This window comes from Achromobacter sp. ISS7 (genome assembly GCF_056523125.1).
Genome location: NZ_JAWRZD010000001.1, coordinates 337191 through 360542 on the forward strand (window position 1 = coordinate 337191; position 23352 = coordinate 360542).

The following is a 23352-nucleotide window of genomic DNA, read 5'->3' on the forward strand; positions in this document are numbered from 1 at the left end:
TTTTTGTACAGTAGTTTTCATGGCACGCACCGATCATTCTTTTCCCGCCGGTTCTGGGTCCCCGGCTGCCGCCCCCGCCGCCTTGCGCGGTCGGGGTGCGGTTACTAATGTTCGGCATCGCTTCCAGAAAGATGACCGCCAGCAGGTCGACGATGGCTGGTCCACGTCGGGCCTCCCGGCTGATTTCGTTGACGCTGTCCCCAATACTTCCGTCATCCCCATCCTGCCCGACGTCCGCCGGGCGCCCGCCGCCCCCAAGACCACCGTCACGGCCGAAGAAGCCCGCAAGATCCTGTCGCGCAATGATTCGCCCGACATCCCCTTCGACGTGGCCGTCAATCCCTATCGTGGCTGCGAGCACGGTTGCGTCTATTGCTACGCCCGCCCGACCCACTCCTACCTGGGCTATTCCCCCGGCCTCGATTTCGAGACACGGCTGGTGGCCAAGGCCAACGCGGTCGAGGCGCTGCGGGCGGAAATCAGCCGCCCCGGCTACAAGCCGTCGCCCATCAATATCGGCTCGGCCACGGATGCCTACCAGCCCATCGAGCGCGACTGGCGCCTGACGCGCGGCATGCTCGAGCTGATGCTCGAAACCCGCCATCCGGTCACCATCGTCACCAAGAACGCCCTGGTCGCCCGCGACCTCGACCTGCTGGCCGCGCTGGCCGAGCACAAGCTGGTGGTGGTCTACATGAGCATCACCACGCTGGACGCCGACATGGCCCGCACGCTCGAGCCGCGCGCGGCGGCCCCCTGGCGCCGCCTGGAAGCCGTGCGCAACCTGACCGCCGCCGGGGTGCCGGTCGGCGTGCTGGTGGCGCCCGTGATCCCGTTCATCAACGATGACGCCATGGAACACATCCTGCAGGAATCCAAGGCGGCGGGCGCGCACTACGCCAGCTACACCGTCATCCGCCTGCCCTGGGAAGTCAAAACCCTGTTCGAGGACTGGCTCAACGCCCACTACCCGGATCGCGCCCAGCGCGTGCTCCATCGCATCGAAGACCTGCGCAACGGCCGCCGCAACGATCCCAACTTCGGTTCGCGCATGCGCGGCACCGGCATCTGGGCCGACCTGCTGCGCCAGCGCTTCGCCGTGGCCACCCGCAAGCTCGGCCTGAACCGCCACCGGCTGGCGCTCGACTGCGACCGTTTCCAGCCGCCGGCGCCCGCCGGTGGTTCCGCCGCCTTGTTCTCGCCGGCCGCCGCCGGCGCCCCCGCTTTCCCATCCCCGGCTGGCGCGAAAGCGTCTTCAGGGGTCCCTTTTGCCAGTGCCTTGCCGGTTGCCGGCGCCTACGGGCGCGGCGCGCGCCAATTGCGCGCCATGGTTGCCGGGCAATTGTCGTTGTTCGATTGACCCACGGCCCGGCCGTGGGTTGCCGCCGCGGCGCGTTGCCGCGGTTCTTGACCGCGTTACTAGGAGTTCCTCATGAACACCGCTCAACTCTCCGTCCTGCCGGATGATCTCGCCGCCGTTTCCCTGACCCCGCTGCGCCGCGCGGCGCAGCGCGCGCGTGCCGCCTATGCCCGTTTCACGGGGCTGGCCATGCCCTGGGCTACCGCGCCGGCGGGCGGCCATGCGAATGGCGCCGCGTCCATCGATCTTTCGGTTCCCGCCGCGGGCGGCGTGGCGGCGCCCGCGCACGTCGAGCCGCGCAAGCGGTCGGGTACGCAGCCGGGCCGGTGGCCGTTTCCGCCGGCCACGGCTGATGCCGTGCCGGTTGGCAATGTCGTCCAGGCGCCGCGCGAGCGCAGCCTGGGCAATGCCACCGTCGAACCCGTGTCGGATCAGGTCAGCGTGAAAAGCATGGTGCTGGACGTGGTGCTGGTGCTGGCGTGGGGCGCGATGATTCCCGCCCTGATGTGGCTGGGCGTGGCCGGCGGCTTTTGAGGGCAGTCAGGTCGAACCCAGCAGCACCACGCCCGCCAGGATCGACAGGCAGCCCGCCAGGCGGCCAGGGCCGACTTTCTCGCGTAGCAGGAACATGCCCGCCAGGGTGCCCAGCATCATCGACATTTCCCGCGCCGGGGCCACCAGGCTCAGCGGCGCGCCGTTGCGCAGCGCATACAGCACCAGGATGTAGCCCAGCGGCGATAGCAGGCCCACCGCCAGGGCCAGGTGCCAGTGGCCGCGCATCAGCTCCCACGCCTGGGCGCGGCGCTTCACCATGTGCGGCGTCATCATGGCGGTGCGGGTGACACAGGTGAACCAGTCGAACAGCACCGGGCTGATCAGCAGCACCTTGACGCCATAGGCGTCCACCACGGTGTAGGCGGCGATGAACAGGCCGATCACCATGCCCCAGCGCACGCCTACCCAGGCCTGGGCGTTGCGGAAGATCGACAGCCGCCCCTGGGTGGCGATCAGCAGCACCCCGATCACGACGCACAGCATGCCGGCGATGCCGGTGGTGGTGGCCGGTTCGCGCAGCAGCAGGAAGGCGCCGGTGGTCGAGAGCAGGGGGCCCGTGCCACGGGCGATCGGATACACCACCGACAGGTCCGCGACCTGATAGCCGCGTTGCAGGCACAGGCTGTAGCCCAGATGCAACAGGCTGGAGGTCAGGATCGCCCCGACCACCGGCCAGGTCCACGTCATGCCGTCATGCAGCAGCACCCACACGACCCACGGCGCGTACAGCACCGAGGCGCACAGCCCATAGGCGAAGACAAAGGGAGCGCCCACCATGGCCGCGCGCTTGGCGAGCAGGTTCCACGTTGCGTGGGCCATCGCCGCCAGGACGACCAATAACAGGGACGAATACGACATGAGGGAACAGCGTCTTATGACGTGTTTGTTACAGAAACCGCTAGGGTACCGCAAACCCGCGGGCAGGGCGCCATGTTACCCGAGGCGTCGGCCAATTTTTGGTGTAGAATCATTGGTTTGCCAAATCTCATCCTCTGCTTGCGGTACATGGCCTGGCCTTTTTGGCGGGCGTGAACAACATCGAACGGCAAAGCTTTTTAGTCCGCAAAGGCATGATGATCTAGGAGTTCTCAATGAACCTTATCGCTATCCTGGAACAGGAAGAGATTGCCCGCCTGACCGGCGGCCAAGCCAAGCCTGAATTTGCTCCCGGTGACACCGTCATCGTGAGCGTGAACGTCGTTGAAGGCACCCGCAAGCGCGTGCAGGCTTTCGAAGGCGTCGTGATCGCCAAGCGCAACCGCGGCCTGAACTCCGCGTTCACCGTGCGCAAGATTTCGTCGGGTGAAGCCGTGGAACGTACGTTCCAGCTGTACTCGCCGCAAATCGCCGGCATCGAAGTCAAGCGCCGCGGCGACGTGCGCCGCGCCAAGCTGTACTACCTGCGCAACCGCTCGGGCAAGTCGGCGCGTATCAAGGAAAAGCTGGTCAGCAAGCAAGCCTCGGCGGCTTGATCGCTTATCGGCACACGGCCCTACCAGTGTCGGACGCACACGCCATCCAGCGTTTTCGTTCGGCACGGGTTTCCGGGTTAAAAAGGCACCTGCGAGGGTGCCTTTTTCTTTTTGAAAAGCCGAATGTCTGATTCCTCGTCTTCTGCTCGGCCACGACGGCCATTGGCGCGTCCCGGATTCGATCCGGCGTCGCAACCCTGGGTCGTCGCCAACGATTCCCTGCCGGCGGTGCCGTCCGGCCTGCTCACGCCCGACCAGCTGCGCGGCACGCTCAGCCAGCCTGCCACCTGGACGCTCGAGTTGTCGCGCGACAACGACCTGCGCTATCCCGGCCGCGAAGGCGCGCCGGTGCCGGCGGCCGTGCTGATCCCGCTGGTGACCCGCGAGAACGGCGTGCACATCATGCTGACCCAGCGCGCGGCCCACCTGCACGACCACGCCGGCCAGATCAGCTTTCCGGGTGGCCGCATCGAGACCAGCGACGCTACCCCGATCGACGCCGCCCTGCGCGAGGCGCAGGAGGAAACCGGGCTGCCGGCGAACCACGTCGAGGTGCTGGGCAGCATGCCGCCGTACCTGACCGCCACGGGTTTCTCGATCATTCCCGTGGTGTCGCTGGTGACCCCCGGCTTCCAGCTGGCGCCGGACGCGTTCGAGGTGGCCGAGGTGTTCGAGGTGCCGCTGTCGTTCCTGATGGATCCGGCCAATCACCGCCTGTACGAAGCGCGGCTCGAGGATGGCCGGGTGCGCCACTATTACGGCATGCCCTATGGCAGGCACTTCATCTGGGGCGCCACGGCCGGCATGTTGCGCAACCTCTATCACCTGTTGCGCAACGGCTTCCAGCCGCGTTGATACGGCTGGCGCGCGGATCGCCGCGCCGGCCGGCCGCCGCCAGGCGGCCCGCTCAATACCGTTGTTGTCCCGCCAGGTTCTCGTCCAGGATGCGCAGGTACAGCGCATAGCGCGCCGGATCGATCGCGCCCGCGTCCAGCGCCGCGACCACGCCGCAGCCCGGCTCGTGGCGATGGGTGCAGTTGTAGAAACGGCAGGATTCGATCGGCTTGGTGAATTCCGGAAAGCCGCGGATGATGTCCTCGCGGCTCAGGTGCTGCAGGCCGAAGGCCTGGAAGCCCGGCGAGTCGATCAGGTCGCCGCCCGGCGCGGGCAGGTGATAGAGACGGGTGCTGGTGGTGGTGTGCTTGCCCATGTCCAGCGCCGTCGAATGCTCGCGGGTGGGCGCGGCGGCATCCGGCACCAGCGCGTTCAGCAGCGTCGACTTACCCATGCCGCTCTGTCCCAGCAGCAGGTTGGTGCGGCCGGCCAGGCGCGGCGCCAGCAGCGTGTGGACCTTTTCGGGTTCCAGCGCGCTCAGTTCGATGATGTCCACGCCCAGCGCGGCGATCGGCGCCAGGCGGGCGCGGGCCGCGGGCAGCGCGTCGGCGATGTCGGTCTTGTTCAGGATGATCAGCGGCTCGATGCCGGCACTCCAGGCGCCGGCCAGCGCGCGGCCGGTGAGATCGTCGGAGAAGGTCGGCTGCACCGCCACGACGATCAGCAACTGGTCCACGTTTGAAGCGAATTGCTTGGACCGCATTTCATCGGAGCGGTACAGCAGGTTGCGCCGCGGCAGGATGGCGTCGATGGCGCCTTCGTCCTGGCCCTGGGGCGTGATGCGGACGCGGTCGCCGACGGCGGCGCCGGCCTTCTTGCCGCGCGGAAAGCACTTGCGCAGGCTGCCATCGGCCAGCTCGACGGTGTAGTGGCGGCCGTGCGCCGCGATGATGCGGCCTTCGTTGGCGGCGTTGGCGGGCGCGCCGCCTTGGGGCGCGTCCTGGAAGGCGGCCTTGTTCCGGTCGTTCATGCTCATGCCGCGGGCGCCGTCAGGTGGCGGATGCGCACGGCGGCGGGGGGATGGCTGTCGTAGAAGGCGGAGTGCACGGGATCGGGAGTCAGGGTGGCGGCGTTGTCGTCGTAGAGCTTGACCAGGGCGGACACCAGGCGGTCGGGCGAGCTCTGCTCGGCCGCGTAGCGGTCGGCCTCGAACTCGTCGCGGCGCGAGTACCAGCTGGCCAGCGGCGTGAAGACGAAGGTGAAAACGGGAATGGCCAGGAAGAACAGCAACAGCGCCATGGCGTCGTTGCGGCCGCCCAGCTGCGGCAGCACGCCCAGGCCCACGTAGAACCACGGTTGCTGCGCGACCCAGCCGAGGATGGCGAAAAAGCCCAGCGCGGCCGCGAAGCTGAAGAGGATGCGCTTGATGATGTGGCGCTTGGCGAAATGGCCCAGCTCGTGCGCCAGCACCGCCTCGATCTCGTCGGCGTTCAGGCGCGCCAGCAGCGTGTCGAAGAACACGATGCGGCGCGAGCGGCCGAAACCGGTGAAATAGGCGTTGCCGTGGGCCGAGCGACGCGAGCCGTCCATCACGAACAGGCCGTTGAGCGCGAAGCCGCAGCGTTGCGCCAGGCGCTGGATGCGGCCGGCCAGTTCGGGGTCGGACAGCGGGGTGAACTTGTTGAACAGCGGGGCGATGAACATCGGGTAGACGATCAGCAGCGCCAGGTTGAACACGGTCCAGAGCGCCCAGGCCCAGATCCACCAGTATTGCCCCGCGCTGCCCATCAGCCACAGCACCGCGGCGGCCAGCGGCAGCCCCAGCACCGCCGCCACCAGCAGGCCCTTGGCCGCGTCCGAGATGAACAGCTCGGGCGTCATGCGGTTGAAACCGAAGCGGGCTTCCAGCTTGAACTGCCGCCACAGGGTGAAAGGCAGGCCCAGCAGCCCCAGCAGCAGCGCCACCGCCACCAGCAGCAGCATCTGGCGCAGGAAGTCGTTGCTGGTAAGCTGGCCTACCAGCAGGTCGATGGCCTGCAGGCCGCCCATCAGCGTCAGGCAGATCAGCAGGATGGCGTCATAGGTGCGTTCGAACATGCCCAGCCTGACCCGGGCAACCGTGTAGTCGGCGGCGCGCTGGTGGCTCGCCAGGCCGATCCGGTGGGAGAATTCCGGAGGCACCTGGTCGCGATGGCGCGCCACGTGGCGGATCTGGCGACTGGCCAGCCACATGCGCACGGCGATATCGGTCAGCAGGAAGGCAACGAACAGCAATGTGAACATGGGCGATGCGGCCGGCTCAAATGGGTATGTGCGAAAATCGCGGGTTTGAAATCGCGTCTTTTATAGGCAAATTATATGGCTGTGAACGAAAACCGCCTGGTCTGGCTCGACATGGAAATGACCGGCCTGGACCCTGAGAAAGAGCGCATCATCGAGGTCGCCGTGGTGGTGACCGAGGCCGACCTGACCGTCGTCGCCGAAGGCCCCGTGCTGGTCGTGCACCAGTCGGACAGCCTGCTCGACGCCATGGACAGCTGGAACAAGTCCACCCACGGCAAGAGCGGCCTGATCGACAAGGTCCGCGCCTCGACGATTTCCGAAGCGCAGGCAGAGGATACGCTGTTGGCGTTTCTCGCGCAGCACGTGCCGGCCGGCAAGTCGCCGCTGTGCGGCAACACCATCAGCCAGGACCGTCGTTTCATGTTTGCTTACATGCCGCGCCTGGAACAGTTCTTCCACTACCGCAACCTGGATGTCAGCACGCTCAAGGAACTGGCGCGCCGCTGGGCGCCGGCCGTGTACAAGGGCTTCGAGAAGAAGAGCCGCCACGAAGCGCTGGCCGACATCTATGAATCGATCGACGAACTGAAGTATTACCGCGAACACTTCCTGAAGGTGTAAGCCGCCGAGCTGGCGGCAGCCGCCCGCGAGCCGCCATGCCGACTTCCCATTCCGTCGCCCGGATCCGCGCCGCCGAACGCCAGGCCCTGGCCGAAGGCCGGCGGCTGATGCCGCTGGCGGGCGCTGCGGCCGCCCGTTTCGTGGCGCGCCGGGTGGCGCCCGGCGCCACGCTGCTGGCGCTGGCCGGCCCCGGCAACAATGGCGGCGATGCCCTGGAAGCGGCGACCCGGCTGCGGGAATGCGGCCACGATGTCCGGGTGGTGCTGCCCGCCGGCGCGCAGCGGCTGCCCGACGATGCCGCCCGCGCCTACGCCGGCTGGATCGCGGCGGGCGGCGCCGTATCGCCGGGGCTTGAGCCCGGCCTGGTGCCGGACCTGGTCATCGACGGCCTGTTCGGCATCGGATTGAACCGTCCCCTGGGGCCGGACTGGCAGGCGCTGGTGGATACGGTCAACGGCTGGCGGGTGCCGGTGCTGGCGCTGGACGTGCCCAGCGGCATCGACGCCGACACGGGCGCGGCCCTGGGCCGGCCGGTGCTGGCGCGCTGGACGCTGTCCTTCATCGCCCGGGCCAGGGGGCTGGAACGCGCCCCGGCGGCAGGCGAACTTCACATCGATACGCTGGGCGTCGTGATGCCGGAAGAGGGCGGCGGGGGCTGATGGCCATCCCGCGGCGGCCCTGTCAGGCCGGACGACCGCCGAAGCGCGTCGCGATGTCGGCAGCCAGCGGCGTGTAGCGTTCGTTGTCGCGGCCGGCCAGGGTGTTCAGGTGCGCTTCCGAGGCGTCGAACACCTGCCAGTAAATGCGGCCGCAGAGCTCGCGCGCCGCATGGCCAGGCCAGTTGTCCTGCAGCATGGGGCCGGGCAGGTGAGGGTCGTGCAGCACGATCCGGCGCCAATTGTGCAGCAGCATGACGCGGGTGACGAACGCGTCCGGCGGGGGCGGGGGCGCTTCCAGCAGCTTTTCCAATGGTCCGAAATTCCTGCTGAATTGCCGGTATTGCTCGGCCACGTCGTCCAGGTTCCAGCACTGCGAGGCCAGGCTGGCGATCGGCAGGCCGCCGGCGCCGGCCAGGTCGCGCGCCGACAGGACCAGCGCCTTGTCCGGAATGCCCAGTTTTTCCAGGATGTCGTGCGCCGCGCGCGCCTCGGTGTGCGGATGCGCGAACAGCCCCGGCGCGATCATGCCGAACCCTTCCCAAACCAGCTCGCGGCGCAGCTCCGCGCGTTCGGCCAGCCCGTTGCCGGTGCGCGGCAACGCCACCAGCGTCCATTCCCCGTTCCAGTCCCGCGGCGCGCCCACGTAGATGCGCTGTGAGGCGTGCGCCGTGTGGCGCAGGCCCTGTTCGGAAATCAGGTAGAGGCTGCGGCGGCCATGGCGTTCGGACTGCAGCCAGTTCTGCGCCACCAGCCGGAACACGCTGGTGCGCAGCAGGCGTTCGTTGATGCCCAGGGGCGCCAGCAGCTCGATCAGGTCGCCCAGCCAGATGGCGCCGCCATGGGGAGCCAGGGCATCGCCCAGCAGGCTGACGCAGAGCGATTTGGCGCGCGGCGGATCGCTCTTGATGAGGCGTGACAGGTAACGGTCCAGGGGCGACTGAGGGTTTGCCATAAGGGAGGCCGCGAGCGGCCGATATCGGGATCCTCGATATGATACATAAATCCAATGTGATACAGATTTGAGTTTGACAATGGTTTTTTTGTATTAAATAATCCGCCTATGACATGACGGCACTGCGCGGCGTTTGCTTTGCGCTATCGCAAACCGTCTCAAGGAGACAACCATGTACGCTCAACTCGTCGAAACCGGCGTCAAGCAGGTCAAGACCGCGGACCAGCTCGAAGGCCGCGAACAGACGTTCCAGCGCCGCATCGACGATGGCGTGCGGATCGAGGCCAAGGACTGGATGCCCGAGGCCTACCGCAAGACCCTGGTGCGCCAGATCTCGCAGCACGCGCACTCCGAGATCGTCGGCATGCTGCCCGAGGGCAACTGGATCACCCGGGCCCCGTCGCTCAAGCGCAAGGCCATCCTGCTGGCCAAGGTGCAGGACGAAGCCGGCCACGGCCTCTACCTGTACAGCGCCGCCGAGACCCTGGGCGTGTCGCGCGACGACCTGATCGACGACCTGCACGCCGGCCGCGCCAAGTACTCCAGCATCTTCAACTACCCCACGCTCAGCTGGGCCGACATCGGCATGATCGGCTGGCTGGTCGACGGCTCGGCCATCATCAACCAGATCCCGCTGTGCCGCTGCTCCTACGGCCCCTACGCCCGCGCCATGGTGCGCGTCTGTAAGGAGGAGTCCTTCCACCAGCGCCAGGGCTACGACCTGCTGATGCAGATGTGCCTGCACGGCACGCCCGAACAGAAGGCGATGGTGCAGGACTCGCTGAACCGCTGGTGGTGGCCGGCGCTCATGATGTTCGGCCCGTCCGATGCCGACTCGCCCAACAGCGCCCAGTCCATGGCCTGGAAGATCAAGCTGTTCTCCAACGACGAACTGCGCCAGAAGATGGTCGACCAGACCGTGCCGCAGGCCGAGTACCTGGGCCTCACCGTCCCCGATCCCGAGCTGAAGTGGAACGCCGAACGCGGCCACTACGACTTCGGCGAGATCGACTGGAGCGAGTTCTACGCCGTGCTCAAGGGCAATGGCCCGTGCAACCGCGAGCGCCTGGCGGCGCGCGTCAAGGCGCACGAAGACGGCGCCTGGGTGCGCGACGCGCTGGTCGCCTACGCCGACAAACAGGCCGAGCGCAAGGCGGCCTGAGCCCTGGCCGGGCGGCGCCCGGCCTTCCAACTTCTTACTCATCCATACCCGGGGCGCGCTGCGCGCCCGGCATCCGAGGATATCCATCATGAGCAAAGACTGGCCTCTGTGGGAAGTGTTCATCCGCAGCCAGCACGGCCTGGCGCACAAGCACGTCGGCAGCCTGCACGCGCCCGACGCCGAAATGGCGATCAACCACGCCCGCGACGTCTATACCCGCCGCAATGAAGGCCTGAGCATCTGGGTGGTGCGCGCCTCCGACATCTCCGCCAGCAGCCCCGGCGACAAGGATCCCTTGTTCGAGCCGGCCAACAGCAAGGTCTATCGGCATCCCACGTTCTTCCCGATGCCTGAAGAAATCAAGCACATGTAAGGCGGCGGGGGAGACATGGACAAGACTTTCTTCGAATACCTGCTGCGCCTGGGCGACACGCCGCTGATCCTGTCGCAACGTCTGGGCGCCTGGACCGGGCACGGCCCGATCCTGGAAGAGGACCTGGCGCTGACCAACACCGCGCTCGACCTGCTGGGCCAGGCCCGCATGTGGCTGACGCTGGCCGGCGAGGTCGAGGGCGCGGGCCGCGACGAGGACGCGCTGGCCTACCTGCGCGATGCCCACCAGTTCCACAACGCGCTGCTGGTCGAACGGCCCAACGGCAACTACGCCGACACCATGGCGCGGCAGTTCCTGTTCGACGTCTGGCACTACTTCCTGCTGCAGCGCCTGGCGCAGTCGTCGGACGAGCGCGTGGCCGGCATCGCCGCCAAGTCGCTCAAGGAAGTGACCTACCACGTGCGGCGCTCGTCCGACCTGGTGGTGCGCCTGGGTGATGGCACCGAGACCAGCCACGCCAGGATGCAGGCGGCGATCGACGACGCCTGGCGCTTCACCGGCGAACTGTTCACCGACGACGCGATCGACCAGGACATGGCGGCGCGCGGCATCGGCTGTGAACTGGCCGCGTTGCGCGCGCCCTGGGAACAGCACGTGCGCGAAGTGCTCGAGGAAGCCACGCTGACGGTGCCCGACGCCGCGGCCGCGAATCATCCGGCCCACAGCGGCGGCCGCCAGGGCCGGCACACCGAGGAACTGGGCTACGTGCTCGCGGAAATGCAGTACCTGCCGCGCGCCTATCCGGGAGCGACGTGGTGAACACGCTGGCGTCCGCGTCCATCGAGCAGGTCTACGCCTGGCTGCAGGAGGTTCCCGATCCGGAGATCCCCGTGCTGTCGGTGGTGGACCTGGGCGTGGTGCGCGACGTGGCCTGGGATGGCGACGCCTGCGTCGTCGTCATCACGCCGACCTACTCCGGCTGCCCCGCGATGCGCGAGATCACCGAGGACATCCGCCAGGTGCTGGCGCGCCACGGCATCGGCGAGGTGCGCGTCGAGACGCGCCTGTCGCCCGCCTGGACCACCGACTGGATGAGCGAGAAGGGCCGCGCCGCGCTCAAGGACTACGGCATCGCCGCGCCGGCGCAGCAGGCCATCGACATCTCGGGCATCAGCCGGCGCAATGCCGGGCCCGCCATCGAGTGCCCGCGTTGCGGCTCGCGCGACACGCGCCTGGTCAGCAACTTCGGATCGACCTCGTGCAAGGCGCTGTACCGCTGCGTCAGCTGCCGCGAGCCGTTCGATTACTTCAAGACTCACTGAGAGTGGTTTCGAGAATGAGCCTGAACCAATTCCACCCCCTGAAAGTGGCCTCGGTGGCGCGCAACACGCGCGACGCGGTGGTCGTGACGTTCGACCTGCCCGACACGCTGGTCGATGAATTCGCTTTCCTGCCGGGCCAGTACCTGACGCTGCGCACGCAGCTCAACGGCGAGGAACTGCGCCGCTCCTATTCGATCTGTTCGGCGCCGCGCGACAAGCTGTTGCGCGTGGCGATCAAGAAGGTCGATGAAGGCGTCTTCTCCAGTTGGGCCAACCACGAGCTGCAGCCGGGCCAGACGCTGGAAGTGATGGCGCCGGCCGGCAATTTCACCGTCGACTTCGCGCCGCAGAACCAGCGCCACTACGTGGCCTTCGCGGTGGGCAGCGGCATCACGCCGGTGTTCTCGCTGGTCAAGACCGCGCTGTCGACCGAACCGAACAGCAAGTTCACGCTGTTCTTCGGCAACCGCGCCTCGTCGGCGGTGCTGTTCCGCGAAGAGATCGAGGACCTGAAGAACCTGTACATGGACCGCTTCTCGCTGGTCTACGTCATGAGCCGCGAGACCCAGGACATCGAGCTGTTCAACGGCCGCCTGGACGGCGACAAGGTCGACCAGCTGATGTCGGCCTGGATGAGCCCCGAGGATATCGACTACGCTTTTGTCTGCGGTCCGCAGACCATGACCGAGAGCGTGGTCGAGCGGCTGCAGGCCCGCGGCATCCCGAAGGCGAACATCAAGTTCGAACTGTTCGGCGCCCCGAAGGGGCCGCGCGCGTTGCGCACGGGGCAGGATGCCCGCCAGGCGCCCGGCAAGGGCCAGTGCGAGGTGACGGTGGTGCAGGACGGCCACAGCCGCAAGTTCGTGATCGACAAGAACAAAGACAGCGTGCTGGATTCGGCGCTGGCGCAGGGCATCGAGCTGCCGTATTCGTGCAAGGGCGGGGTGTGTTCCACCTGCCGCTGCAAGGTGGTCGAGGGCGAAGTGGACATGGATGCCAACTTCGCCCTGGAAGACTACGAAGTGGCGCGAGGCTTTATCCTGAGCTGCCAGAGCTTTCCGGTCAGCGACCGCCTGGTGATCGACTTCGACCAGGAAACCTGACCCGGCGCGCGCCAGTCAGACCCCTATTCCATTTGGAGAGACGCAGTGTCCCAGAAATTCTTCGAACGCCATCAGCCCCTGCTGGAACAAGCCCTGGCCGCCGCCGCGCTGCGCGGCTACTGGAGCCCGTTTGCCGAGTCGCCCAGCCCCCGCAACTATGGCGAGACCGCCAATGACGACGGCCGCGCCGCCTTCGACGCCCTGCGCGGCAAGCCGTTCCCGCTGAACCTGCATGACGCCGACGGCACCGTCGGCGGCGAGAAGTCGCCCTTTGGCTTCGACCTGGGCATCACCTATCCGCACGTGCCGGCCGCCAAGCTGGTGGCCGCGTCCAAGCGCGCGCTGCAGGACTGGCGCCGCGCCGGCCCGCAGGCCTGGGTGGGCGTGTCGCTGGAAATCCTGGCGCGCCTGAACAAGCTCAGCTTCGAAATGGCCTACGCCGTGCAGCACACCACCGGCCAGGGCTTCATGATGGCTTTCCAGGCCGGCGGCCCGCACGCGCAGGACCGCGGCTTCGAGGCCGTGGCCTACGCCTGGCAGGAAATGTCGCGCATTCCCGGCGTCGCCATCTGGGAAAAGCCGCAGGGCAAGAACGACCCCATCCGCATGGAAAAGCACTTCACCGTGGTGCCGCGCGGCGTGGCGCTGGTGATCGGCTGCTCGACCTTCCCGACCTGGAACGGCTATCCCGGCCTGTTCGCCAGCCTGGCGACCGGCAACACCGTCATCGTCAAGCCGCATCCGGGCGCGATCCTGCCGCTGGCGCTGACCGTCAAGGTCGCGCGCGAAGTGCTGCAGGAAGCCGGCTTCGATCCCGACGTGGTGCTGCTGGCCGCGCACACCGCCGAGGAAGACACCGCGCGCCAGCTGGCGCTGGATCCCGCGGTCAAGATCATCGACTTCACCGGCAGCACCGCCAACGGCGACTGGCTCGAGAACAACGCCCGCCAGGCGCTGGTCTACACCGAGAAGGCCGGCGTCAACCAGGTCATCATCGATTCGGCCGCCGACCTGAAGGGCGTGGCGCGCAACCTGGCGTTCTCGCTGGCGCTGTATTCGGGCCAGATGTGCACGGCCCCGCAGAACATCTACGTGCCGCGCGATGGCATCCAGACGCCGGAAGGCCGGGTCAGCTTCGATGAGGTCGCCGCCGCCCTGGGCTCCGCGGTCGACAAGCTCGGCGCCGATGCCGCCAAGGCCGTCGAACTGACCGGCGCAATCCAGAACGAAGGCATCGTCGAGCGCATCGAGAAGGCCCGCGCGCTGGGCCTGCCGGTGGTGGCCGACAGCAAGACGCTGACGCACCCGCAGTTCGAGAACGCCCGCGTGCGCACGCCGCTGCTGCTGCGCGCCGAGGCCGGCAACGCCGCCATCAGCCAGGAATGGTTCGGCCCGATCGCCTTCGTGGTCGCCACCGATTCCACCGCGCACAGCATCCAGATCGCGCGCGACAGCGTGATCGAGCACGGCGCCCTGTCGCTGTCGGCCTACACCACCAGCAACGACGTGGCCGAGCAGGTCCAGGAAGCGGCGGAAGAGTCCGGCGTGTCGCTGTCGCTGAACCTGACCGGCGCGGTGTTCGTCAACCAGACCGCGGCCTTCAGCGACTTCCACGGCACCGGCGCCAACCCGGCGGCCAACGCGGCGCTGTCCGATTCGGCCTATGTGTCCAACCGCTTCCGCGTGGTGCAGACCCGCCGCCACATCTGAACGGTGGATCCGCACATGACCTATCAAGACATCCAATTCGAACTGGCCGGCGGCATTGCCCGCCTGACGCTGAACCGCCCGGACAAGCTCAACAGCTTCACCGCCAACATGCATGGTGAAGTGGCGCATGCGCTGACCCGGGTCGAAACCGAAGGCGCGCGCGTGCTGGTGCTGACTGGCGCCGGCCGCGGCTTCTGCGCCGGGCAGGACCTGAGCGAGCGCAAGCCCGCGCCCGACGGCACGCCGCCCGACCTGGGCGAGACCGTCGACAAGTTCTACGCGCCGCTGGTGCGCCGCCTGAACGCCTTGCCGATGCCGGTGGTGGTGGGGGTCAATGGCGTGGCGGCCGGCGCCGGCGCCAACCTGGCGTTCGCCGGCGACATCGTCATCGCCAAGGAATCGGCCAACTTCATCCAGTCGTTCTGCAAGCTGGGCCTGATTCCCGACACGGGCGGCACCTTCGTGCTGCCGCGCCTGGTGGGGCGCGCCCGCGCCATGGGCTTGGCGTTGCTGGGCGACAAGCTCAGCGCGCGCCAGGCCGAGGCCTGGGGCCTGATCTGGCAATGCGTGGCCGACGACGCGTTCGACGCGACGCTGGAGAACCTGGCGCAGCATTTCTCGCGCGCGCCGACCAAGGGCCTGGCCTATACCAAGCGCGCCTTGCAGGCCAGCCTGGGCAATGACCTGGCGACCCAGCTGGACCTGGAGCGCGACATGATGCGTGAATTGGGCCGCAGCGCCGACTACGCCGAAGGCGTGGCGGCCTTCCTGGGCAAACGCGAACCGCAGTTCAAGGGGCAATGATGAGCAGCACGCACGTTCCGCCCGTCGAGGCGCCGACGGATCCGCAGGAATTGGCGCAGGCCGTGGGCACGGTGATGTACGCCGGCGACGCGGCCTCGCAGGGCCTGGACATGAAGGTCGAGGAAATGGCGCCGGGCTATGCGCGCCTGACCATGCGGGTGCGTCCCGACATGCTCAACGGCCACAAGACCTGCCACGGCGGGTTCATCTTCGCGCTGGCCGACAGCGCCTTCGCGTTTTCCTGCAATTCGCGCAACGTCAGCACCGTGGCGTCGGGTTGCACCATCGATTACCTGGCCCCCGGCTTCGAGGGCGACCTGCTGACCGCGGTGGCGCAAGAGCGTTCGCTGGCGGGCCGCACCGGGGTGTACGACGTGACCATCACCAACCAGGACGGCCGCAACGTCGCCCTGTTCCGTGGCCGTTCCTACCGCATCAAGGGGCAGATCGTCGGCACGCCGGCCGAGGCTTGAACGCATCAACCAATCAGAGACAAGGCCACCGGCCGAGGCGGACGCGCGGCGCGTCCCCCGGCACGGAGGGTAGAGCATTCCAGGAGAGAGATAACCATGTCCAACACCATGAGCAAGCCGGGGCTGGACCCCATCGAGCATGCCAGCCAGGATGAGCTGCGCGCGTTGCAGCTCGAGCGCCTGAAGTGGTCGCTCAAGCACGCCTACGAGAACGTGCCGCACTACAAGAAGGCGTTCGACGAGATGGGCGTGCATCCGGACGACCTGAAGCAGCTGTCGGATATTTCGAAGTTCCCGTTCACCACCAAGAAGGAACTGCGCGAGAACTATCCGTTCGGCATGTTCGCGGTGCCGCGCGAGCGCATCTCGCGCATCCACGCATCCAGCGGCACGACCGGCAAGCCGACCGTGGTGGGCTACACCCAGCGCGACCTGGACAACTGGGCCAACCTGGTGGCGCGCTCGATCCGCGCGGCGGGCGGCAAGCCCGGCGACACGGTGCACGTGGCGTACGGCTACGGCCTGTTCACGGGCGGCCTGGGCGCGCATTACGGCGCCGAGCGCCTGGGTTGCACCGTCATTCCGATGTCGGGCGGGCAGACCGAAAAGCAGGTGCAGCTGATCAACGATTTCCGTCCGGACATCATCATGGTCACGCCCTCCTATTTCTGCAATATTCTGGAGGAGCAGCGCCGCCAGGGAATTGATCCGCGTCAAACTTCGCTGCGCATCGGCATCTTCGGCGCCGAGCCCTGGACCGGCCAGATGCGCGCCGACATCGAGGCCGAGGCCGGCATCGACGCGGTCGATATCTATGGCTTGTCCGAAGTGATGGGCCCGGGCGTGGCCAGCGAGTGCGTCGAGACCAAGGACGGTCCGGTGGTGTGGGAAGACCACTTCTACGCCGAGATCATCAATCCGGACACGGGCGAGCCCGTGGCGGACGGCGAGCCGGGCGAACTGGTGTTCACCTCGCTCACCAAGGAAGCGATGCCCATCATCCGCTACCGCACCCGCGACCTGACCCGCCTGCTGCCGCCCACCGCGCGCAGCATGCGCCGCATCGGCAAGATCACCGGCCGCAGCGACGACATGCTGATCGTGCGCGGCGTGAACATGTTCCCGACCCAGGTCGAGGAACTGGTGCTCAAGATCGCGCAGCTGGCGCCGCACTACCAGCTGGTGCTGTCGCGCACCGGCAATATGGACGAGCTCGAGATCCTGACGGAAGTCCGGGCCGAGTTCTCGACCCTGTCGGACGCCGAGCGCGCCGCGCTGGGCAAGCAGCTGCAGCACGCGGTCAAGACGCACATCGGCGTCAGCGCCCGCATCCAGGTGTCGGATGCCGGCCACGTCGAGCGCACGCTGACCGGCAAGGCCCGGCGCGTGATCGACAAGCGCCCGAAGGGCTGAGCATGGCCACGCCGCGTGGCCGTTGCCACGCGGCGCGCGGAAATAAAAAAAGCAGCAGCCATGGGCTGCTTTTTTTATTGGACCGGCACCCGCCTAGCGCGCCACGGCGCGCACGATATGACGGTACCAGAAGTGCAGCAGGGTGGCCGACAGCGCCAGGCCAACCATTGCCATCAGCCACATGCTGCCCGCGCCCTGGGGCGAGCCGGGCACCAGGATCTCGCGCAGCCCGTCCAGGCCGCCGCGGCCAGGCCCGAAGCCGAACCACCAGCCGCCGACCAGGCCGACGCCGGCCAGCGCCACGGTCTGCAGCAGCAGCGGCACCACCGCCACCTTGTAGGCGCGCAGCAGGTACGAGTTGATGCACTGCATGGAGTCGAACAGGTGGAACAGCGGCAGCACCGCCAGCAGCGTGGTGGCCACCGCGGCCACCTGGGGATTGTCGGTATAGGCCGCCAGGATCAGCGGACGGCCGGCCAGCAGCGCCACCGCGGTGAGCAGGGCACCCATCAGCCCCAGCGCCAGCCCGGCCATGCCGGTGCGGTGGGCATGCGCCAGGTTGCCGGCGCCGATCGCCTGCGCCGTCAGGGCGGCGGTGGCCACGCCCAGCGCCATCGGCATCATGTAGCACAGCGCCGCCAGGTTCGACATGATCTGGTGGCCGCCGGTCACGAAGGTGCCTTCGCGCGCCACCAGCAGCGCCATGAAGGTGAAGGCCGAGACTTCCACCAGGTACGAGCCGCCCATGGGGATGCCCAGGCGCAGCAGCTCCTTGAGCGTCTTCCAGTCGGGGCGGCCGACGTGCAGGTGGAAGCGGCGGTAATAGCGGTCGTGGGTGATGACCCACAGGCCCAGCCCCAGGCTCATCCACGACACCACCGCCGTGGCCAGCCCGGCGCCGGTGGCGCCCATGGCGGGCAGGCCGAGGCTGCCGTAGATGAACAGCCAGTTGAAGAAGGCCTTGAAGCCGATGGCGGCGAGGTTGATCGCCATCACCAGCTTGGGCCGCGAGACCGAGGTGCCGAGCGCGTAGATGGTGCGGAACACCAGCGCGGCCGGCAGGGCCAGGATCAGCGCCCGCAGGTACGAGGCGATGCGCTCGCGCACGCCGGGATCGACGTTGCCCGACATCGACAGCCAGAAATCCGGGAACAGCATCAGGATGCCGCCCACCACCGATAGTCCCAGCGCCAGCCACACGCCCTGGCCCCAGCTGCGGCCGACCTCGTCGTTGTTGCCGGCGCCGAAGTGCTGCGCCAGGATCGGGATGAGGGCGTGGACCACGCCCATCAGGCCGACGAAGACGGTGATGTAGATGGAGGCCGACAGGGCCATCGCCGCCAGGTCATTGGCGCTGGCGTGGCCGGTCATGGCGGTGTCGAGGACGCCGAACGAGATGCCGGCCCATTGGCTGATCAGGACCGGCCAGGCCTGCTTGGCGATGCCGCGCAGGGTGGCGCCGAAACTGGCCGGCGCCGCGGAGGCGGGAGTCATCGCGTGGGGCCGACGCGCAGCAGGCGGAAGACTTCCTGGCGGTCGGCGCGGCGGCCGCCCTGCCACAGCACGTCGGCGCTGTCGCTGTAGGCGGCGGTGTTGTCGCGCAGGCTCTGGTTGGTGGTCTGCTGCAGCACCAGCGTGCACTTCGAGTCGAACGTGAACGTCAGGTTGTTGAAGATAAGGAACGAGGCGCGCTGGCCGCTGCCCAGGCTCAGGCCGCGCACGCATTCGCCCGGCCGGATGTTCTGCTCCAGGGCCTGGGCCAGTTCGCCGGACACGGTGCGATAGCTGCGGGCATAGTCGACCGCGGGCTGCCACAACAGCACCAGCAGGATCCAGGTGACGGTCAGGCCGCCGGCGGACAGCACGGTGCCGCGCCACAGGGCTTGCGGCTTGACCCGCAGGCGCCAGACCACCAGCGCGATCCAGCCGATGGTGAAGACTACCGCCAGCGCAAACGCCACCCAGGAGATGACGGGCTCATAGCCGGTCGTCTGGCGGCCGATGTTGCGCGAAATCTGCGCGGGCCATTGGAAGTGCAGGGCGATCCAGCCGAGCCATGCGGTGGCGGCGGTCAGCGAAAAACACATCACGGCGAACCAGTCCAGCGTGTTGACCACGCCGCGCCGCAGGGTCGGCAGCGAGAACGCGCCCAGCACCGCGCACGGCACGGCTAGCAGCACGTACTCGGAGTCGCTGGCCTCGTCCAGCCCGAACAGCACCAGGGCCGAGCAGATCAGCAGCATCAGCGGCAGCCAGATGTGCGGGGCGTAGATCCAGGCGCGCCAGCGCCAGATGGCCAGCAGCGCCAGCGGCCAGGTCGGCCACAGGTACCAGGGCAGGTCGCGCAGGGTGCGGCCCACGTCGTGCCAGGTGGGCACGGCGAAGGACGCCAGGTTCCACGTCTTCCAGTTGCGGATCCAGTATTCACTGCTCTGGGTGGCGGGAATCCACCAGGCCAGGATCAGGACGGCGGCGACCAGCGCGGCCCAGGGCAGCCAGCGCTTGCATTTCCAGAGCGGGCCGCGCGGATAGAACGCGAGCAGGGCGGCGACCATGATCGGCAGGGCGCCGATCCAGCCGCGCGTGAGGAAGCTGGCGGCCAGCGCGATGCCCAGCGTGGTCGAGCCGGTGACGGGGCGGTCCACGGTGCGCGCGAGCGAATAGAAGGCCAGCGCCTGGCAGGCCATGATGGCGGGCACCACCGTGGTCTCGTGGGTGCGCTGCAGGATGCCGACCGTGGCCAGGAGCAACAGCAGGGCGGCGTCGGCCAGCATGCGGCCGTAGTCGCGCGGCTCCGGTTCGCCGCCGAAGGGCAGCGCCAGCGGCTGGGCTTCGGCGCGGCGGCCGAGCAGGTAGGTGCCGTACCAGACGCTCATGGCCGTCACGCCGAACCACAGCAGGTTCGGCAGGCGGCCGGCGGTGATGTCGCCGATGAAGGGGCCGAACAGCCAGATGCTGATCGCGCCGACCCAGGTGATCAGCGGGCCTTCCTCGGCGTGGGCCAGGTGCCCCACTTGCGGCAGCAGCCAGGTGATCCCGCCTTCGCGGATGGCGGTGATCATGGTGGCCAGGCCGACCGCGTCGTCCGTTTTCCACGGGTCGCGCATGAACAGGCCGGCGATGATGTACGCCAGCGCCAGCCCAAGCAGGATCAGCCTGGGCAGTTTCGCGGTGGCCACGGACGTCAGCCGGGCCGGAGTGGAAATGGAAAGTGGGGACACGGGCGTTAATGTAACCGAGTGATCGGGAAGCGCCAGCCCCCGGTGTGCGTAGGAGCAGGGTCAGGGGAAAAAAAAGCAGCCCGGAGGCTGCCTTTTTGCTGTGACTCCCGTGGGAGCGACAGGATCAGGAAGCGGACTTGACCGTGCCGGCGGTACGGGCGAAACGGGCGCGGAACTTTTCCACACGGCCGGTTTCGACGATACGCGTCTGGGCGCCCGTGTAGAACGGGTGCGATTCGGAGGTCACGTCGCACTTGAAGAGCGGGTACGTCTTGCCATCGAGTTCGACGGTTTCGCGCGTTTGAACGGTCGAGCGGGTGATGAACTTGCTGCCCGTTTGCAGGTCGGCGAAGACGACTTCGCGGTATTCGGGGTGAATGCCTTCTTTCATGGTGCTTTCCTAGGACTCCCTCAAGGGAGTCATGTCAAAAGTTAGGGTCGCCAGCACGAATCGCTTTTTCAGGCGTTCTTGCCACGTATCCGAAAAGTAACTGTGCATTCTAGCATGGGAATCACTGCCAGGGTCAGGTAATCCGGGTCGCTCCGCTGGGGGGCGCCCGGATTCTTCATCCGGGGACGGATGATCGCGCCGATTACAGATCGGTGCGCAGTTTCCAGATCTCCGGGAACAGCACCACTTCCAGCATGCGCCGCAGGTAATCCACGCCCGAGGTGCCGCCGGTGCCGCGCTTGAAGCCGATGACGCGCTCGACCGTGGTGACGTGGCGGAAACGCCACAGGCGGAAGGCGTCTTCCAGGTCGGTCAGCTTTTCGCCCAGCTGGTACAGGTCCCAGTAGCGGTCGGTGTCGCGGTAGACCGTCAGCCAGGCCTGTTCGACGCCGTCGGAGGCCTGGTAGGGCTGGGTCCAGTCGCGCTCCAGGCGGTCGGCCGGCACCGCCACGCCGTGCCGCGCCAGCAGGCGCAGCGATTCGTCATAGAGCGACGGCGCTTCATAGGCCTGCTGCACCTGCGCCAGCAGGTCCGCGCGATGCGCGTGCGGCTTGAGCATGGCGGCGTTCTTGTTGCCCAGCAGGAATTCGATCTGGCGGTACTGGTAGCTCTGGAAGCCGCTGGAGCGCGCCAGGTAGGGGCGCAGGGCGGAGTACTCGGGCGGCGTCATGGTCGCCAGCACGTCCCAGGCGTGGACCAGCTGTTCCATGATCTTGCTGACCCGGGCCAGCATCTTGAAGGCCGGCTGCGGGCGGTCCGCGGCCAGGTTGGCGATGGCGCCGCGCAGTTCATGCAGCATCAGCTTCATCCAGAGCTCGCTGGTCTGGTGCTGGATGATGAACAGCATCTCGTTGTGCTCGGGCGACAGCGGGTGTTGCGCGCCCAGCAGCTCGTCCAGGTGCAGGTAATCGCCGTAGGTCATGTCGCGCGTGAAATCCAGCTGCGCCTTTTCCTCGCGGACGATGTCTTCGGGGCGTGGGTTCTGGCTCATGCGCGGCCTCCCTGGCAGGGCGGGGCGGCGCGGCGGGCGGAGGCGGGCAGGCTGCGCCAGCCGGCATGCGGCAGGCGGGCGCAGGCGAGCGCCATGCGCGGATCGGAGGGAGTCTTCATGGTCGTGCTTCTTCGAAGGGGCGGGCCGCGCGCGACGGGACGGCGCGCTCATCGCGCCGCGTCTCGCGCGCGGCCTGCCCGGTGGCCGGTATCAGCCCAGTTCGCGCAAGACGGCGCGCACCGGGCTGGCGTCAGCCTGGATCAAAGCCAGCGGCAGTGCGATCAGTTCGTAATCGCCCTCCGGCACGTCGTCGAGCACCAGGTTCTCCAGTACTCGCATGTCGTGCCGCAGGATGGTGTGATGGCTGTCCAGGGTCTTGCTGGACGCGGGGTCGATGCTGGGGGTGTCCAACCCGATCAGCATGACGCCGCGTTCGGCCAGCCATTCGATGGTCTGGGGCGCGTAGGCCGAGAAGTCGTCCGTCCACCATTCCTGCGCGGCATGCTTGGCGGTACGCACCAGGATGCGCGGCGGCAGGTTGTTGGCGGCGTGGAGCAGGTGCTCCGGGGTGATCAGCGGCCCGCAGTCAATGGCGTGGATGACGCGACAGGGGCCCAGGAAGGGTTCGAGCGAAACCGCGCCGATGGCCGCGGCGCCGTTCTGGTAGTGCAGCGGCGCATCGGCATGCGCGCCCACGTGCGGCGACAGGGTGATTTCGCTGACGTTGACGGGACAGCCGGGCGCGAGCGACCACTTCCATTGCTGGCGATACGGCGTATCGCCAGGAAACACGGGCGAGGCCGTGGAGACGGGAGGGGAGATATCCCACAGGCGTTTCATGGAAGGCGCGGGGTCGCGAAAGCGGAAATTAGGTTAAGCCTAAAACAATATCGGGCCGTAGTCTAACGAATTCCCGCCGCGTGCGCAGCCTGTCAGAGGCGGCCATGTTCCGCCATCGAGGAGACGTCGTCGCCGGCGACGATCAGGTGGTCGACCAGGGCGATGTCGACCAGCGCCAGCGCCTGCTTCAGGTGGCGCGTGAACGCCAGGTCGGCCGCGCTGGGCTGGGCCAGGCCGGACGGGTGGTTGTGGGCGATGATGAGCGCCGCCGCGTGATGGCGCAGGGCCTCGCGCACCACCTCGCGCGGATAGACCGAGGCTTGCGACAACGTGCCGCGGGCCAGCTCGCCGCTGGCGATCAGCCGCAGCTGGCTGTCCAGGTAGAGCGCGATGCAGTGTTCGACCCGGCGGTGGGCCAGCGTGACCTTGCAATATTGTTTCACCCGTGACGGATGGTCGAGGGTGCTGGCGAGCGTCAGTTCCTCCTCGATGGCGCGCTTGGCCAGTTCCAGGATCGCCGCCAGGGCGCAGGCCTTGGCCGTGCCCAGGCCGGACACGGTCAGCAGCTCTTCCGGGGTGGCGCCCAGCAGCCCGCGCAGGCCGCGGAACCGGTCCAGCAACTGGCTGGAAAGATCCAGCACATTCAGCCCGGGCACCCCGGTGCGCAGGGCGATGGCGAGCAGCTCGGTATTTTGTAACGCCGAGGCGCCCAGCCGCAGCAGGCGCTCGCGGGGACGCTCGTGTTTGGACACCCGGACAGACAATTTCATAAGAGGCTCTAAAATCAGGGTT

26 protein-coding genes are annotated in these 23352 nt (G+C 67.7%); 15 read left to right on the forward strand and 11 right to left on the reverse strand.

From position 1 onward, the window contains the following. Positions 1 to 19: 19 nt before the first annotated feature. Positions 20 to 1360 (forward strand): PA0069 family radical SAM protein, encoded by a 1341-nt coding sequence (locus AC1HFW_RS01435; RefSeq protein ID WP_479281571.1) that lies wholly within the window; start codon positions 20 to 22, stop codon positions 1358 to 1360. 72 nt (positions 1361 to 1432) lie between these two features. After that, positions 1433 to 1894: a hypothetical protein gene (locus tag AC1HFW_RS01440; protein ID WP_479281572.1), complete on the forward strand. Its 462-nt coding sequence runs from the start codon at positions 1433 to 1435 to the stop codon at positions 1892 to 1894. Between the two features lie 6 nt (positions 1895 to 1900). Here AC1HFW_RS01440 and AC1HFW_RS01445 read toward each other — a convergent pair whose 3' ends face one another. Then, positions 1901 to 2773: a DMT family transporter gene (locus tag AC1HFW_RS01445; protein WP_006393647.1), complete on the reverse strand. Its 873-nt coding sequence runs from the start codon at positions 2771 to 2773 to the stop codon at positions 1901 to 1903. 233 nt (positions 2774 to 3006) lie between these two features. Between AC1HFW_RS01445 and rplS the strand changes: the two genes are divergently transcribed. Both rplS and AC1HFW_RS01455 read left to right on the forward strand, forming a co-directional pair. After that, the gene (rplS, locus tag AC1HFW_RS01450) at positions 3007 to 3387 is read left to right on the forward strand and encodes a 50S ribosomal protein L19 (protein WP_006218237.1); all 381 of its coding nucleotides are present in this window, start codon (positions 3007 to 3009) and stop codon (positions 3385 to 3387) included. 123 nt (positions 3388 to 3510) lie between these two features. Next, a complete protein-coding gene (locus tag AC1HFW_RS01455) occupies positions 3511 to 4242 on the forward strand; it encodes a CoA pyrophosphatase (protein WP_050813136.1) in 732 nt (243 codons plus the stop codon). A gap of 52 nt (positions 4243 to 4294) precedes the next feature. On the opposite strand, the gene rsgA is transcribed toward AC1HFW_RS01455, so the two are convergent. Then, a complete protein-coding gene (rsgA, locus tag AC1HFW_RS01460) occupies positions 4295 to 5257 on the reverse strand; it encodes a ribosome small subunit-dependent GTPase A (protein ID WP_116521266.1) in 963 nt (320 codons plus the stop codon). Continuing rightward, complete coding sequence (locus tag AC1HFW_RS01465; protein WP_006393650.1) at positions 5254 to 6504, reverse strand: M48 family metallopeptidase; 1251 nt, start codon at positions 6502 to 6504, stop codon at positions 5254 to 5256. Before AC1HFW_RS01465 ends, rsgA begins: the two co-directional genes overlap by 4 nt. A gap of 75 nt (positions 6505 to 6579) precedes the next feature. Here AC1HFW_RS01465 and orn point away from each other — a divergent pair, with 75 nt between their 5' ends. Both orn and AC1HFW_RS01475 read left to right on the forward strand, forming a co-directional pair. After that, complete coding sequence (gene orn, locus AC1HFW_RS01470) at positions 6580 to 7125, forward strand: oligoribonuclease (RefSeq protein WP_006393651.1); 546 nt, start codon at positions 6580 to 6582, stop codon at positions 7123 to 7125. A gap of 35 nt (positions 7126 to 7160) precedes the next feature. Continuing rightward, a complete protein-coding gene (locus AC1HFW_RS01475; protein ID WP_479281573.1) occupies positions 7161 to 7784 on the forward strand; it encodes an NAD(P)H-hydrate epimerase in 624 nt (207 codons plus the stop codon). A gap of 22 nt (positions 7785 to 7806) precedes the next feature. On the opposite strand, the gene paaX is transcribed toward AC1HFW_RS01475, so the two are convergent. Next, the gene (paaX, locus tag AC1HFW_RS01480; protein ID WP_479281574.1) at positions 7807 to 8736 is read right to left on the reverse strand and encodes a phenylacetic acid degradation operon negative regulatory protein PaaX; all 930 of its coding nucleotides are present in this window, start codon (positions 8734 to 8736) and stop codon (positions 7807 to 7809) included. A 172-nt stretch (positions 8737 to 8908) separates the two neighbouring features. Here paaX and paaA point away from each other — a divergent pair, with 172 nt between their 5' ends. The 9 genes from paaA (at position 8909) to paaK (ending at position 17057) form a co-directional block, all read left to right on the forward strand. Continuing rightward, complete coding sequence (gene paaA / locus AC1HFW_RS01485) at positions 8909 to 9898, forward strand: 1,2-phenylacetyl-CoA epoxidase subunit PaaA (protein ID WP_006393654.1); 990 nt, start codon at positions 8909 to 8911, stop codon at positions 9896 to 9898. An 88-nt stretch (positions 9899 to 9986) separates the two neighbouring features. Beyond that, the gene (gene paaB / locus AC1HFW_RS01490) at positions 9987 to 10271 is read left to right on the forward strand and encodes a 1,2-phenylacetyl-CoA epoxidase subunit PaaB (protein ID WP_006388300.1); all 285 of its coding nucleotides are present in this window, start codon (positions 9987 to 9989) and stop codon (positions 10269 to 10271) included. A gap of 15 nt (positions 10272 to 10286) precedes the next feature. After that, positions 10287 to 11051 carry a 1,2-phenylacetyl-CoA epoxidase subunit PaaC gene (gene paaC, locus AC1HFW_RS01495; RefSeq protein ID WP_006393655.1) on the forward strand — a complete coding sequence of 255 codons (765 nt, stop codon included), beginning with the start codon at positions 10287 to 10289 and terminating at the stop codon, positions 11049 to 11051. Continuing rightward, complete coding sequence (paaD, locus tag AC1HFW_RS01500; protein ID WP_479281575.1) at positions 11048 to 11554, forward strand: 1,2-phenylacetyl-CoA epoxidase subunit PaaD; 507 nt, start codon at positions 11048 to 11050, stop codon at positions 11552 to 11554. Before paaC ends, paaD begins: the two co-directional genes overlap by 4 nt. A gap of 14 nt (positions 11555 to 11568) precedes the next feature. Beyond that, positions 11569 to 12657 (forward strand): 1,2-phenylacetyl-CoA epoxidase subunit PaaE, encoded by a 1089-nt coding sequence (paaE, locus tag AC1HFW_RS01505; RefSeq protein WP_006393657.1) that lies wholly within the window; start codon positions 11569 to 11571, stop codon positions 12655 to 12657. Between the two features lie 45 nt (positions 12658 to 12702). Then, positions 12703 to 14367 (forward strand): phenylacetic acid degradation protein PaaN, encoded by a 1665-nt coding sequence (gene paaN, locus AC1HFW_RS01510; RefSeq protein WP_479281576.1) that lies wholly within the window; start codon positions 12703 to 12705, stop codon positions 14365 to 14367. 15 nt (positions 14368 to 14382) lie between these two features. Further along, positions 14383 to 15171: a 2-(1,2-epoxy-1,2-dihydrophenyl)acetyl-CoA isomerase PaaG gene (gene paaG, locus AC1HFW_RS01515; RefSeq protein WP_061072086.1), complete on the forward strand. Its 789-nt coding sequence runs from the start codon at positions 14383 to 14385 to the stop codon at positions 15169 to 15171. After that, positions 15171 to 15644: a hydroxyphenylacetyl-CoA thioesterase PaaI gene (gene paaI, locus AC1HFW_RS01520; protein ID WP_006393660.1), complete on the forward strand. Its 474-nt coding sequence runs from the start codon at positions 15171 to 15173 to the stop codon at positions 15642 to 15644. The genes paaG and paaI overlap by 1 nt, the downstream gene beginning before the upstream one ends. A 96-nt stretch (positions 15645 to 15740) precedes the next feature. After that, positions 15741 to 17057 carry a phenylacetate--CoA ligase PaaK gene (gene paaK, locus AC1HFW_RS01525; RefSeq protein WP_054429453.1) on the forward strand — a complete coding sequence of 439 codons (1317 nt, stop codon included), beginning with the start codon at positions 15741 to 15743 and terminating at the stop codon, positions 17055 to 17057. A gap of 93 nt (positions 17058 to 17150) precedes the next feature. Here paaK and AC1HFW_RS01530 read toward each other — a convergent pair whose 3' ends face one another. The 7 genes from AC1HFW_RS01530 to radC all read right to left on the reverse strand — a co-directional run bounded on the left by AC1HFW_RS01530 (position 17151) and on the right by radC (position 23330). Beyond that, positions 17151 to 18551: an MATE family efflux transporter gene (locus AC1HFW_RS01530; protein ID WP_479281577.1), complete on the reverse strand. Its 1401-nt coding sequence runs from the start codon at positions 18549 to 18551 to the stop codon at positions 17151 to 17153. Beyond that, positions 18548 to 20278: an ArnT family glycosyltransferase gene (locus AC1HFW_RS01535; protein WP_035360102.1), complete on the reverse strand. Its 1731-nt coding sequence runs from the start codon at positions 20276 to 20278 to the stop codon at positions 18548 to 18550. Before AC1HFW_RS01535 ends, AC1HFW_RS01530 begins: the two co-directional genes overlap by 4 nt. A 124-nt stretch (positions 20279 to 20402) precedes the next feature. Next, positions 20403 to 20669: a type B 50S ribosomal protein L31 gene (locus AC1HFW_RS01540; protein WP_006393664.1), complete on the reverse strand. Its 267-nt coding sequence runs from the start codon at positions 20667 to 20669 to the stop codon at positions 20403 to 20405. 202 nt (positions 20670 to 20871) lie between these two features. Beyond that, on the reverse strand, positions 20872 to 21720 hold the full coding sequence (kynA, locus tag AC1HFW_RS01545) for a tryptophan 2,3-dioxygenase (protein ID WP_479281578.1): 849 nt from the start codon (positions 21718 to 21720) through the stop codon (positions 20872 to 20874). Continuing rightward, positions 21717 to 21839: a hypothetical protein gene (locus AC1HFW_RS01550; protein WP_006393666.1), complete on the reverse strand. Its 123-nt coding sequence runs from the start codon at positions 21837 to 21839 to the stop codon at positions 21717 to 21719. The genes kynA and AC1HFW_RS01550 overlap by 4 nt, the downstream gene beginning before the upstream one ends. Positions 21840 to 21930: 91 nt before the next feature. Next, the gene (kynB, locus tag AC1HFW_RS01555) at positions 21931 to 22560 is read right to left on the reverse strand and encodes an arylformamidase (protein WP_006393667.1); all 630 of its coding nucleotides are present in this window, start codon (positions 22558 to 22560) and stop codon (positions 21931 to 21933) included. A 92-nt stretch (positions 22561 to 22652) separates the two neighbouring features. After that, a complete protein-coding gene (radC, locus tag AC1HFW_RS01560) occupies positions 22653 to 23330 on the reverse strand; it encodes a RadC family protein (protein ID WP_035360103.1) in 678 nt (225 codons plus the stop codon). Between the last annotated feature and the right edge of the window lie 22 nt (positions 23331 to 23352).